Here is a 12,587-nt window from a genome sequence, read left to right as displayed (position 1 = left end):
GCCTGGCCGGCGGCCTCACCCGCTGGCGTGACCGCCCCACTTGCAGGCGACTACATTCCTGGAGACTGATGTCATGGCCATTCTCGTCTCGTTTGCCTGCCGGAGGGCATTGAAGCTCGCCGCCGCCTTCTTGCTGTGTTCAACGGTGGTGCCGCTGCAGGCGCAGACCGTCCCGCCGGGGCAGACTGCCCCCCTGACGCAGACTGTCCCGCTGACGCAGACCGTCCCCCTGACGCTTGGGGCGTTCCCGCCGGAAGACGTCGTCCCCCTCGCCGAGGGCGGAACGGAGCGGGCGCTGGCGGATCTGCCCGCCGCGATCGACAGCGTGCTGAAGCGCAGCGGTCTCCCGGGGGCGGCCATCGCGGTGGTGCAGGGCGACAAGACGGTGTTCGCGCGCGGCTTCGGCGTTCGCGAACTGGGCAAGCCGGCCGTGATCGACACGGACACCGTCTTCCAGCTGGCGTCGCTGTCCAAGCCGATCGCCGCCACCGTCGTCGCCGCACAGGTGACGGCCGGCGTGGTGAGATGGGACGACAAGATCGCGCGGCTCATGCCCGGTTTCGCGCTTAACGACGCCTATGTGAGCGCCAATGTGACCGTGGGCGACCTGTTTTCCCATCGCTCCGGCCTGCCGCATGCGGGCGGGGACACGCTCGAAGATATCGGCTTCGACCGCGCCGCTATCCTGGAGCGCCTGCGCCTGCTGCCGCTGGCGCCGTTCCGCATCTCCTACGCCTATTCCAATTTCAGCCTCACCACCGGTGCCGAGGCGGTGGCGCGCGCCTCGGGCCAGTCATGGGAAGACCTGTCCCAAAAGGCGCTCTACGGGCCGCTGGGCATGACGGCAACAAGCTCGCGCTATCAGGACCTGCTGAAGCATGAGAACAGGGCGGTGCTGCATTCGCTGGAGGACGGGCGCTTCACGCCGCTCTACACCCGCGACCCGGACCCGCAGTCGCCGGCCGGCGGCGTGTCCTCCAGCGTGACCGACATCGCCAAATGGATGAAGCTGGTGCTCGCCAATGGCCGTCACAACGGGCGGGAATTGATCGCGCCCGCCGCGCTGCTGCCGGCGCTGCGGGCGCAGGCGTTCAGCTCGCCGGCCCCGACCATCGGCGCCCGCTCCAGCTTCTATGGTTTCGGCTTCAACGTCTCGGTGGATGCCGATGGCCGACCGAACCTGTCGCACTCCGGCGCCTTTGGCACGGGGGCGGGCACATTTGTGCGCTTCCTACCCTCCGCGGACATCGCCATCGTGGTGCTGACCAATGGCGCCCCGGTGGGGGCAGCGGAGGCGATCGCCAGCCATTTCATGGACATCGTCCAGTATGGCGCGCCGACCCGTGACTGGTACGCGTTGTTCCATCCGCGGCTGATGGAATATAACGACCCGGCCGGCGATCTGGCGGGCCAGACGGCGCCGGCGGCGCCGACGGCGGCCCGCCCGCTGGCCGATTATGTCGGCACCTATGAGAATGCCTATTTCGGCCCGGCGCGGATCACGCAGGGCCATGGCGGCCTGGTGCTGGCGCTCGGTCCCGGCGCGCTGTCGATGAAGCTGACCCACTGGGACGGGGACAGCTTTGCGGTCGCCCCGCGCAGCGAGAATGCGCCCTATGGCTCGCTGTCTTCCGTGCGCTTCGTGGTGAAGGCCGGCAAGGCCGTCGAACTGAGGATCGACTATCTCGACGCGGAGGGCCTCGCCACATGGACGCGGTGAGCGCGCCAGGGTTGGAGCCCGCGAAGGGATGCGGGCACCCGCCGGCGCGCTGGCCCGGTCACGCCGACGGCGGCGTCAGCGTGGCCTCATAGAGCGCCTTCTCGGCCAGCCAGAGATCGGCATAATCGACATGCTGCCAGTTCTCGAACCACGGCCCGCCATTGGTATAATGGATCACGTTCGGCGTCTGTGCCGGCTTCGGGTATTCGCCTTCGAGGAAGTTCCAGGTGAGCGGCAGCGCGCCGATATCCTTGTCCTCGACCCATTGCAGCCGGTGCAGGAAGGCCGGGGTCTGGGTGTTGACGACCTGCGGGGTCAGCGCCTTCACCGCCGGGTGCGCGCCGTTGAACAGAATGAAGGACGACCAGTTCTTGCGGGGGTAGGTGGCCTGCGCCTTGCCATCCATCTTGATCGCCTGCGCCGGCACATAGTCGTGCTGAACGACATGTACGGCCTTCGATCGGTCGAGCCCCTCGAATAGCTTGTGGATGTCGTCGGTAAAAAGGAAATCGCAATCGCAGAAGATCGACCACCCGTCATGGTCCGCCAGATACGGAGTGAGAAACCGTGTAAGTGAGAACTCCGTCGCGGCAGTTGCGTCAAGTGGTCGACTATAGAGGCCAAGCTCACGTAAAGTGTTCTGCTTAAGCGGAAATACACTTACGTCGGCCGAGGCATGCCGAAGAAGAGAGTGACGGGCGACCTGCCACGCGATATCCTCGCGACTGTCGTATCCGACATAAACCTTAATCAAATCAGCCATGACTTACCGCCAAACTCATCTCTTGACGTGGTTTTTTGAAGCAAAATGAACATTTTAACGTTCACTCGACGTTTACAATAGATCATACGATGCGTATAGGTGTCACCTTAGGAAAGTGCCAATTCGGAATAGCGGGCGGCGGATGCTGGAGAGGAATGAGGCGGCACGCAAGCCCTCGGCTGACTTCGGGAGTGACGGGCCTCGATCCCTGGCAGGCGCGCGATGACGCGAATTACCCTACCGGGCCGTTTCGGGCAGCTCCTGCGTGCGTGCGTCAAGCAGCTCGGCGCGGTCCCGCGCAAGTGGCGGGAACAACGGGCGGAGGAGCGGGCGCTCGCCCTCATCCGCAAGAGCGAGTTGTTCGACGCCGCTTGGTATCTGGCGCAAAATCCCGACGTTGCCGCCGCCGGCCTCGATCCGGCCCGCCACTATCTGCGCTCAGGCTGGCGCGAGGGTCGCAAGCCCAGCAGTAAGTTCATCGGTCTGGCGAGCCATGGCGACCTTGCCGGCGTGGCTCCATTGCTGGAGCACATCCGGCGCGGCCAACCAGCCAAGGCGGCCCGCCCCCCGAAGGTGCCCAGCGAGCCGGCGGATCGCCCGGTTCTGTTGAACGCCGCCTTCAAGGCCGAGGACCTTCCGGCAAGCTGGCGCGGCCAGCCGCCATCAGATGCCGGCGAGGGGCAAGCGCTGTTCGCCCTCGGTCCCGTCACGCTGGGATATGGCCGGCCCGGCGGCGACGCCCTGCGGGAATTACGCCGCCAGGTCGACGCCTTGCTGCGGTTGAGCCAGCAGGACCTGCCCCTTCGGCAGATCGATGCGCACGGCACGGAAGATGAGTGGCCGGCGGCGGAGCCGGCTCGTACGGCCCCGGCATCCGGGATTCTGCGCTTTTCTGGTGCCGGTGCACCGGAGATAGCCGATGGCTGGTTTGTCGGCGCGCGCGTGCTCCGCCTGCGGTTCGACAATGATGCGCCCGACGCTGAGGGCGGCATCGTCACGGCGCTGCAATGTGCGCCCGATGGCGATCCGGTGCTTTCCGAAACGCCCATCAGCGGCAGCGGGCCGGATTTCCTTGATGTGCAACTGGCCAATGCCCTGCTGCCGATCCTGCTCGTGCTGACGAGTTCGTCCGGCGAGGTGCGCGCTTCCACCCTGTTGCCGTTTCCCTCGCTTTGCCGTGGCGGGATACATGACGGCGAGGCGCTTGCGGTTACCAATGGGCTCGCAGGGCTCGACGCCGTGCGCGGGGCCTGCGCCGATCTGTTGGCCTGCTGGAACGATGGGGCGGGAACGGGCGCGCTTCCCGACTGGATCGAGGTTGATCTCGCGGGCGCGACAGGTGCTGAGCGGCTGTTCTCGCCGGATCTGCGCGCATGGCTCGCCCGCGTGCCGGGCGTCGGCATCCGTGCGCGTGCCGAGGAGGCGGAGACCCGCGCCGCCGGCGCCGTGTGGCTGCGCGAGGCCGTCTTTCTCGCCGCACCGCGCACGAGCGACACGCCGCGCCTTCTGCGGGTGATGGCGGACTCCGTGCCGACCCTCCATGCGCTGTTCGGCCGCTGCCAGCCAGGGCCGGCGCCCTTTATCCTGTGCCACGGCGCCGAGGCCACGCCGGCATGGCTGGTGTCCCCGCCCGACACTGGTTTTCCGCTTGAGGCGAGCCAGCCGGGAGGATCGGGTCCGTTCCCTTGCTTCATCGGGCCGGAGGGCACGGCGCCGCACTCTCAGGCCGGCACGGCGCCGGCGACGCTGCGCCAGGCCGGGCCGACGCCCACCCCTATGGCGGCTCTCCTCGCCCCGTTCGCACCCTTGCAGCCGATCGGCGGAGCGCCTGCCGGCGAGGCCTCGCGCCTCACGGCAGTGCTGCGCTATCCCGACGACCCTCTGGCCGCCGCCGCGCTGCTGGAGGCGCTGGCGGTGCAGGACCGGACGATCTGGTCCGATGTCATCGTCGTCGCCGAACTGGCCAACTCGGACGCTGCACGCGAAGTCCTTCGGCAGACTTTTCCCGAGATCGGCCATGTCGTGGTCCGTGAAGAGAACGAGACCATCGCCGCCAGCCTCAACCAGGCTGCCGGTCAGGCGAGGGGAGAGCTGCTGCTGGTGCTCGGCAGTCCCGTGCTGCTGCATGATCGCCGCACGCTCGCCCATCTGGCCCATCTGTTGGCGCCCCGGGAGGTCGCGTCGACCGCCTGCACGCTGATTACCTCCGCCCCCAGCCCCAAAGCGAACGCGCTGCGGCTGGTCGGAACCGGCTGCTACACCTCGCAGGGCCTGCCATTGTCGGCACATTCCTCACGACGCCATCTGCAGGACAGCCTGGCGGCGCTGCCGCCCGCGAGCTGGCCCGTGCCTGCCAACAGCCCCGCGCTGTTTCTCGTGCGCCGCGACGACTGGGCCGCGCTTGGTGGCTTCGCAGCCGGCGGGGATGCCGGCACATTGACAACTGGGTTCTGGGAGGCGGCAGCGGGAGCCGGGCGCCTGCATCTGGCGACGACGGCGCTGACGGCGACGCTGGTCGCGCCCTCGTCCACACCCACCGCCGACATCCCGTCTGCGGCTGCCGTTTCGTCCTCGGCGGCTCACAGCGCAATGACGGCCTACAGGATAGTGGCGTGAGGATCTGCGTCGTCACCCCTTCCACCGACTATGAGCGGCGCGCCGGCGCACGCATCCGCTATGGCCGGATCCGCGAGCCGCTGCTCCGTCTCGGCGTCGAGCTGGTGCTGCGACCCGTGGCGAGCTTCGCCGACGCCGCGCCGCTCGACGGCGATGTCTACCTGCTCAGCAAATGCCATGAGCCGGCTGGCCTTGTCATCGGACAGGCGGCGCGCGAGGCGGGCCGGAAGGTCGGCGTCGACCTGTTCGACGACTATGTCAGCCAGGTTGAGGACAGCCGCTTCGGCCATCTGCGCGGCTGGCTGTCGGCGGCAACACGCCTTGCCGATTTCGCGCTCTGCTCGACCCCCGCCATGGTGAGGGCTGCCCGGCTCTATGCGCCGCAACTGCCGGTTCATGTGCTGAACGACCCGTTCGACCGCTTCGACGCGCCCGGGCTTGAAGGGCGTCTTGCCGCCAAGAGCGCGCGCCTTCAGTCTTCCGGCCTGCTGCAGATCGCCTGGTTCGGAATCGGCAGCAACCCGCATTTCCCGGTCGGCCTGCGCGACCTTGCCGCCTTCGGCGACGCGCTGGCGGACCTGCAGGGGCGGGGGCTTGAGGTGCGCCTGCGAATCCTGACCAACCGGAGCGCGGCGACAGCCGACGCGCTGGCCGAACTGCGGCGGCTGCCGCTCCCTTTCACGCTGCATGAATGGGGCGAGGCCGAGGAGCGCGCCCTGCTGGAGGAAAGCTACGCGGCCTTCCTGCCCGTCAACGCGCAGCCTTTCAGTATCGCCAAGTCGCTCAACCGCGCCGTCACCGCGCTGTGCGCCGGCGCGCAGGTGCTCTCCGCCGGATATCCGCTCTACGAATCGCTGGCGCCGTTCGTCTATCGCGATGCGGGCCAGCTGGCGGACGACGGGCTGGCGGGCACCGCACGGCTGAACGTCGCGAGCATCGACGACCTTTCCGCACGGCTGCATGATCTCGCCGACCCCGTGCGTGAAGCGCAGACGCTCATCGACCATCTCGCCGCACTGCCGCCCCGCGCGCAGGGTATGTCGGCTGGAAAAGCCGGCGACAGGCGCCCCTCCGCCGCCCTCGTGCATGGACCCGAGGCGAATGCCCTTGGTCACGATCTCGCCCACCGCTACGGCATGTTGTCGGTCGGGACGCCGCTGTCGCCGCCTTTCGATTATGACCTGAAATTCCAGCTGAACGCCGCCGGCACCGGGCTTGATCTTCTCGTTCACAAGCGGATCGCCACTCTGGCGGAACCGCTCGTCGGCCCTCTCGTGAAGGCTGGCGCGCGGAACTATCTGAGCGCTGGGCGCGGCGACGCGGCTGCGGCGCTCGGAACCGCGCTCGCTGGCCTGCCGCTGCCGGCAGCGCAAGCCGCCGCGCATGGTTTGCTGATGCCCCGCATCGTCGCGGAGCTCGAGCGTCTGCTTCCGGGCATGCCGCTCATCCTCGCTGAAGAAGGGCTGCCACCTTCTCCCGCCATCCTCTCGCCCGGAGCCGCCTGATGGAGACACCCGAGGCGGTGTTCGTGCTGAATCTGCTGCAGGACGTGAACATCCTGCGGCCGCTGGTCTTCCTGGCCCGCCGGCTGGATCTGACGCCGCGCCTGCTGGTCTCGGGCGGCTTCCAGACACGCGATCGAAGCGGTTCGTGGCAAGCCGAGCTCGACGAGATCGCTGCGGTCTGCGATGCGCGGCTGCAATCCTTCGGCAATGTCGCCGAGGCGATCGATGCGTTGCGGGGCCGGGGTATCGTGTTCGCCGGCAGCGAATCCAATCTCGGCGGCCACGTCACCGCCCATGAGGTGATGCGTGCCGCCCCGCGCGCCTACATCACGGCGACCTTGCAGCACGGCTTTGAATGCGTCGGCTTCCTGCATTCGCGCGAGCATCGCCGCGCGCATGGCGACGAGGTCACCTTCGCCGCCGACGTGGTCTGCGGCTGGTCGGCGGCCGAGCGCCTTACCGCGCTAGCGCCTTCGCAGCGCGGCAAGCTGCTGGTGACGGGGCCGAGCGCGCTGCTCCAGCCACCGGAACGAGGGCCGGCGAGCGGGCGCGGAATCGTCTGCGAGAATCTCCATTCCGTGCGTTTCTCCGGCTCACAGATGCGGGAGGATTTCGTCACCGTGTTCACCGCCTTCTGCGCGGCGCAGGCGGCGGAGAAGGCATCGGTCGTGCTGCGCCCGCATCCGGGCGGCCAGTACACCTTGCGGCAGAACGTGCCGCTGCCGCCGAACGTGGTGTTGAACAACAACCCGATCTACAAGGTGGACCTGTCGAAATATGCCTATGGCATCTCGGCGCCGTCTTCCGTCCTCATCGACATGCTGCTCAGCGGAATTCCCACCGCCGTGTGGAGCGACCGTGGCGGCGGCGTCGACATGGACCACTATGCCGGGCTGACGCGCGTCGCCACGCTGGACGAATGGCTCGCCTTCGCGCGCGCCGCCACCGCCGACCCGGCGCCTTTCCTGGAAAAGCAGGAGCGTTTTCTGGCGGGGAGCGGGCTGCAGCGCGATCCTCTCACGACGTACCGCGCCTTTGCGGGGCTGATGACGGGCGCGGCGCGGCGCGGCCCGGCGGTGACGGCGCGGAGCGGGGCGGCTTCCGGCCGGCGGGTGCTGCTGATCGCCAACGGCCCTCTTCCGACGCTGCAGATCTGCTTTCGCAGCCCCCTCGCGCCCGATCTCGCCTCCGGCGCCATCGAGATGGAGCTGCTCTCCGAGGACGAGCTGAGCCGGCGCTTCGGCGCGAACATCGACGGCGCGGAGGCGCGGAACTGGGCGCTCGGCCGGCTTGACGATTTCGCGGCCGATCTCATCGTGTTCTGCCGCTACAGCGGCCCGCACGCCGAGGCGCTGGTGAACTGGGCGCGCGAGAAGGCCGTGCCCACCCTGTTTCATATCGACGACGATCTTCTCGCCGTGCCGCCCGCACTGGGCGAAGGCAAGTTCCGCCATCACAATGCGCCGCAGCGGACCGAAACCATCCGCCACCTCGTGGCGAAGGCCGACCTGCTCTACTGCGTCAATCCCGTGTTGGGCGAGCGCCTGGCGCCGCTGCGCGGGGGGCGCCCGACCTATGTCGGGCGCATCGCCGGTGCCAGCACGGTGCTCCGGCCGCCGGCCGACGGCGCCTGTACCCGGATCGGCTATATGGGCATGTCGCATGCCCACGACCTCGAACCGCTGGTGCCGGTCATCGCCGACGTGCTGCGCCGGCGGCCAGGCCTTGAGTTCCATCTGTTTGGCAGCACGCCGAAGCCGGCGGCCTGGGAGGAGTTCGGTGCGAGGATCGTGGTGACGCCGCCGGTGCGCGATCTCGCCACGTTCGGCGAGACCTTCGCGGCGATGGGCTGGGGCATCGGCATCGCGCCCTTGCTCGACATCCCGTTCAACCGTGGCAAGACCAATCTGAAATGGATCGACTACACCGCCGCCGGGGTCGCCGTCGTGGCCAGCCGTGGCACTCTCTATGATGAGTGCTGCGCCGATGGGAGCGGCCGGCTCGCCGGCTCTCCCGAGGAATGGCAGGCGGCGATAGAGCATCTGCTGGACCACCCGGAGGAGCGCGTCGCCCAAGTGCGGCGCGCCCAGCAGAGGCTGGCGGCGGAGTACGCGCCCGGGGCGCTGCGCCGGCAGGTGCTGGAGGCTTTTGACCGGGCTGCGGCCGCGGCAGGCGAGAAGGAAACGGGTGCGTGACGCGGCCAGTCCTCATCCTCGGCGACAGCCATGCCGACGCCCTCAAGGGCGCCCTAGCGGCCGGCGGCAGCGCGATATGCGCCGGCGCCGAAGCGTTTCGCCTTGCCAAGATCAAAAACGGCAAGCCGTTCGGCGATCTCTCGCTCGACAAGGCGCTTGCGCGTGTCCGCGCGCTGCCGCGAGATGCGCTGGTGATCTGCGCCATTGGCGGCAACCAGCACCAGTCCTTCGGCCTCGTGCAGCACCAGCGACGCTTCGACTTCATGTTACCCGGCACCCCCTTGCTGGAGGGCGAGGGGGAGATCGTACCCTTCAACGCGCTGCGGGCGCTGTTCGAGCAGAGCCTGGGCAGGGATCTCAACATGGCGCAGGCGATCCGCGAGGCCGCGCCGGGCGACGTGCTGCAGCTGTCCGCACCGCCGCCCAAGGCCGATGAGGCGTTCATGCTTCGCCATCTCGACACCATGTTCCGCGACATGGGGGTCGACGAGATCGGCTTCAGCGCTCCGGCGCTGCGCCTCAAGCTGTGGCGGCTCCAGCTTCTCGTGTCCCGCGAGCTGTACGGCAAGATCGGCGTCGAGCTGCTGCCCAACCCACCCGCCACCCTGACGGCGGACGGCTTCCTGGCACCGGACTTCTATGGCGCCGACGCAACGCATGCCAACGCCGCCTATGGGCGCGAGGTGCTGGCCCAGATCGAGGTCCGCCGCCAGCAAGCGCCCACGGTTGCCACGCAGGCAAGAAGGAACTGAAGCGTGTCGACCCACCCCTACAAGAACCTGCCTGATACCGCCTATTGGCGGCGCTCGGTTGCCGCGCCCGCAGCGGATAAGGTCGATCCTGTCGTCGGGTTCGACTTGCGCCTGACGCGGGAGAGCCGCGTGGCGACGGCCGGGAGCTGCTTCGCGCAGCACATTGCGCGCCATCTCCAGCAGGCCGGGTTCAACCACTACATCGTCGAGGATGGACACCCGGTCCTCTCACAGGAGCTGCGGACCGCGCAGGGCTACGGGCTCTATTCCGCCCGCTACGGCAACCTCTACACCGCCCGCCAGCTGCTCCAGCTCATGCAGCGCGCCTATGGCGACTTCACCCCGGAGGAGAGTGCCTGGACCGAGGCGGACGGCAGGGTGCTCGACCCGTTTCGCCCCAGCGTGCAGCCGGGCGGCTTCGTCTCGATCGCCGAAATGGAGGCGGATCGCGCGCAACACCTGGCGAGCGTGCGACGGCTGTTCGAGAGCTGCGACGTCTTCGTCTTCACGCTCGGCCTGACCGAATGCTGGAAGTCGCGGGCAGACGGCGCGGTGTTCCCGCTCTGCCCTGGCGTCGAGGGGGGCGTCTTCGACCCGGCGCGCTACGCCTTTCACAACCAGACGGCCGCCGAGGTGGAGGCCGATCTGGTGGCCTTCGTCGAGCGGCTGAAGGCGCTCAACCCGACCGCGCAGATCGTGCTGACCGTTTCGCCCGTGCCGCTCATGGCGACGGCGGAGCCCGACAGCCATGTGCTGGTGGCCACCACCCATTCGAAAGCGGTGCTGAAGGTGGCGGCGGAGGCGGTGCGGCGGCTCTACCCCCATGTCCATTACTTCCCGTCCTATGAAATCGTAACCGGCGCGCATAATCGCGGCCGCAGCTTCGGCGCCGACCTTCGCAGCGTGAGCGAGGAAAGCGTGGCCCGCGTGATGCGGCTGTTCCTCTCCCATGCCGCTGGCGTGGACCAAACCGAGGCCAATGCCGGTACCAAGGCCGCTCCGGCGGCTGGCGTGCCCGACCCGTCGGCCGGGCTTTCAGCCCGCATCGTGGCGGTGGAGTGCGACGAGGAAGCGCTGGATCGCCCGGCCGCCGCCTCGCACGCGGCGGGTGAGGCCGCCTCTCGGCGGCTGTCCTGGCCACGCTCGGGCGACTGGCGTGGCGCCATCACCGGCGTGATTGACGGCACCCGCATCGAATCGACCTCCCTCAAGTCCCGCATCGGCGGGCTCGACGAATTGCGGGGACTGGCGACGCTGTGGGTCATGGTGTGCCATGGCGGCGTGCTGTTCGACTTTCTGCCCCCTGCCATCATGGGCTGGGGCATGCACGGCGTCGTGCTGTTCTTCATGGTGAGCGGCTACCTGATAACCCGCATCCTGATCGGGCAGATCCGCTCCGGTGAACCGCTGGTGCATTTCTTCGTGCGGCGCATGCTGCGCATCTGGCCGCTGATGCTCATCGTGCTCGCCGTTGGCGCGGCGATCGAGCCGCGCTTCGCCAATTCGGTCGCCTTCAACCTGCTGCTGGTCAATAATTACGCGCAGGGTCTCGGTATCGAGCCGGTATTCCGTACCGATGTCATGTGGTCGCTGGCGATAGAGGAGCAGTTCTACCTGCTCTGGCCGCTGGTTCTGCTCGCCCTCGGCCTGCGCTTCCTGCCCTTGGCCCTGTTCGGGATCATCCTCGCCGGTTTCTGCTTCGACGCCGGGATCTTGACCACGCCATGGCCGATGCCGATGTCACGCACCACCTATGGCTGCATGCAGTACATCGCCCTCGGGGCGGCGGTGGCGCTCGGCCGACCGGGGCTGTTTGCAGCGCTCGCCGCCATTGCCACCTTCATCGTGCTGTTCGCGCTGGAGACCGGCACCCGCTTCCTTGCCGAGTTTCGTTACATCTGGTGGGGCGCCACCGTCGCCCTGTTCGCGGCGGTCTACCTCAACGTTCACTGGCGCCCGCTCATCCGCTCCTCCTTCCTCGCCTTCACCGGGCGGCTCTGCTATGGGCTCTACCTCATCCACTTCTTCCTCTCCTATTGGACGCTCAGCCGTATCGGCACGGGGCTGATCGTGCCGGGAGCGGTGTATTTTGCCGGTAGCTACGCGCTGGCGATCGCCTCGCTCCACCTCATCGAGAAGCCCGCCCTGGCGCTCCGGCCGGCACTGGAGAACTCGAAGCGGGCGCAGCTCTGGCTGTTGATCGTCGTGCTGACCAGCGCGATGGTCGCGCTCATCTCCATCCTTTCGCGCCTGCCGAAAAGCTGACGCGCGGGCGGCGGGCGGCGGATGGCATCGATCAGCGGGTCGGGGCCGTCACGCCCGGAGGCGGACGGTAGCCCTTCAGGAAGAGCGCGAGGCCGCTTTCGATCGTCATCGTCACCCGGTCGGTCGTCAGCGCGCCGAGGCCAAGCAGGCCCGTCAGGGGAATGTCGACCGAAATGAGCTGCATGAACTGGGAGGCCGCCAGCGCCGGGTCCGGGATGGACAGGTCGCCCCTGGCGCTCGCCGCGCGCAGGAAAAGCTCGATCCGCTCCTGAATCACCTTTGGTCCCGATTCGTAGAAAATACGTCCGAGCTCGGGAAACCTCGGCACCTGGGCGATGATGGTTCGATAAAAGGCGAGCGCGTCCGTCGTCGCGAACATGGTCATGAAGTTCCGGGCGATCAGCCGCAGCGCTTCCTCGACATCCTCCGACTCGGATGCGGAACTCCAGATGGAGTGTGCCGTCTGTTCGCAATTTTGCTGAACAAGGGCCGAGAACACGGCCTCCTTGCTGGGAAAATAGACGTAGAGTGTCGTCTTCGAAATACCGGCGGCCTTGGCGATCGCGTCGGTGCTGACGGCATCATAGGGCAGCTCAAGAAACAGCGCATGCGCCGCCTCCAGCACCTGCCGCACCCTGGGGTTCTCCCGATCGGGCAGGGCGAGAGCCTTGGCGCCCGGCGCGGTTGCCGCCTCCGTGCCGCCGCGGACCGCATCGGACGTGTCGATCTTCAAAGGGTGGCGAACCATGGCGGGCCCCCATGCGCAAGAAA

General features: G+C 67.9%; 8 protein-coding genes. 6 read left to right on the top strand and 2 right to left on the bottom strand.

What is annotated here, in order from left to right:
- The first annotated feature begins 73 nt into the window (after positions 1 to 73).
- A complete protein-coding gene (locus tag A3M1_RS0123795) occupies positions 74 to 1,720 on the top strand; it encodes a serine hydrolase (protein WP_018391497.1) in 1,647 nt (548 codons plus the stop codon).
- 58 nt (positions 1,721 to 1,778) lie between these two features.
- Here A3M1_RS0123795 and A3M1_RS25355 read toward each other — a convergent pair whose 3' ends face one another.
- On the bottom strand, positions 1,779 to 2,483 hold the full coding sequence (locus A3M1_RS25355) for a hypothetical protein (protein ID WP_051087055.1): 705 nt from the start codon (positions 2,481 to 2,483) through the stop codon (positions 1,779 to 1,781).
- Positions 2,484 to 2,705: 222 nt separating this feature from the next.
- Here A3M1_RS25355 and A3M1_RS25560 point away from each other — a divergent pair, with 222 nt between their 5' ends.
- From A3M1_RS25560 to A3M1_RS26220, 5 genes are read left to right on the top strand one after another with little or no spacing between them, the layout of a single operon-like run.
- Entirely contained in the window at positions 2,706 to 5,099 is a 2,394-nt protein-coding gene (locus A3M1_RS25560; RefSeq protein ID WP_018391495.1) for a glycosyltransferase family A protein, read from the top strand.
- Positions 5,096 to 6,604 (top strand): hypothetical protein, encoded by a 1,509-nt coding sequence (locus tag A3M1_RS0123770; RefSeq protein ID WP_018391494.1) that lies wholly within the window; start codon positions 5,096 to 5,098, stop codon positions 6,602 to 6,604. The genes A3M1_RS25560 and A3M1_RS0123770 overlap by 4 nt, the downstream gene beginning before the upstream one ends.
- Entirely contained in the window at positions 6,604 to 8,799 is a 2,196-nt protein-coding gene (locus A3M1_RS0123765; protein WP_018391493.1) for a glycosyltransferase, read from the top strand. Before A3M1_RS0123770 ends, A3M1_RS0123765 begins: the two co-directional genes overlap by 1 nt.
- Positions 8,796 to 9,551 carry a hypothetical protein gene (locus tag A3M1_RS0123760; RefSeq protein ID WP_018391492.1) on the top strand — a complete coding sequence of 252 codons (756 nt, stop codon included), beginning with the start codon at positions 8,796 to 8,798 and terminating at the stop codon, positions 9,549 to 9,551. Before A3M1_RS0123765 ends, A3M1_RS0123760 begins: the two co-directional genes overlap by 4 nt.
- 3 nt (positions 9,552 to 9,554) lie before the next feature.
- Positions 9,555 to 11,816, top strand: a complete 2,262-nt coding sequence (locus tag A3M1_RS26220) for a GSCFA domain-containing protein (protein ID WP_018391491.1) — start codon at positions 9,555 to 9,557, stop codon at positions 11,814 to 11,816.
- A gap of 31 nt (positions 11,817 to 11,847) precedes the next feature.
- On the opposite strand, the gene A3M1_RS25340 is transcribed toward A3M1_RS26220, so the two are convergent.
- Positions 11,848 to 12,549 carry a TetR/AcrR family transcriptional regulator gene (locus A3M1_RS25340; protein ID WP_198291195.1) on the bottom strand — a complete coding sequence of 234 codons (702 nt, stop codon included), beginning with the start codon at positions 12,547 to 12,549 and terminating at the stop codon, positions 11,848 to 11,850.
- Positions 12,550 to 12,587: the final 38 nt, after the last annotated feature.

This window comes from Ancylobacter sp. FA202 (assembly GCF_000380205.1).
Classification (GTDB): Bacteria; Pseudomonadota; Alphaproteobacteria; order Rhizobiales; family Xanthobacteraceae; genus Ancylobacter.
This window is presented reverse-complemented; position numbering and strand designations above follow the sequence as displayed.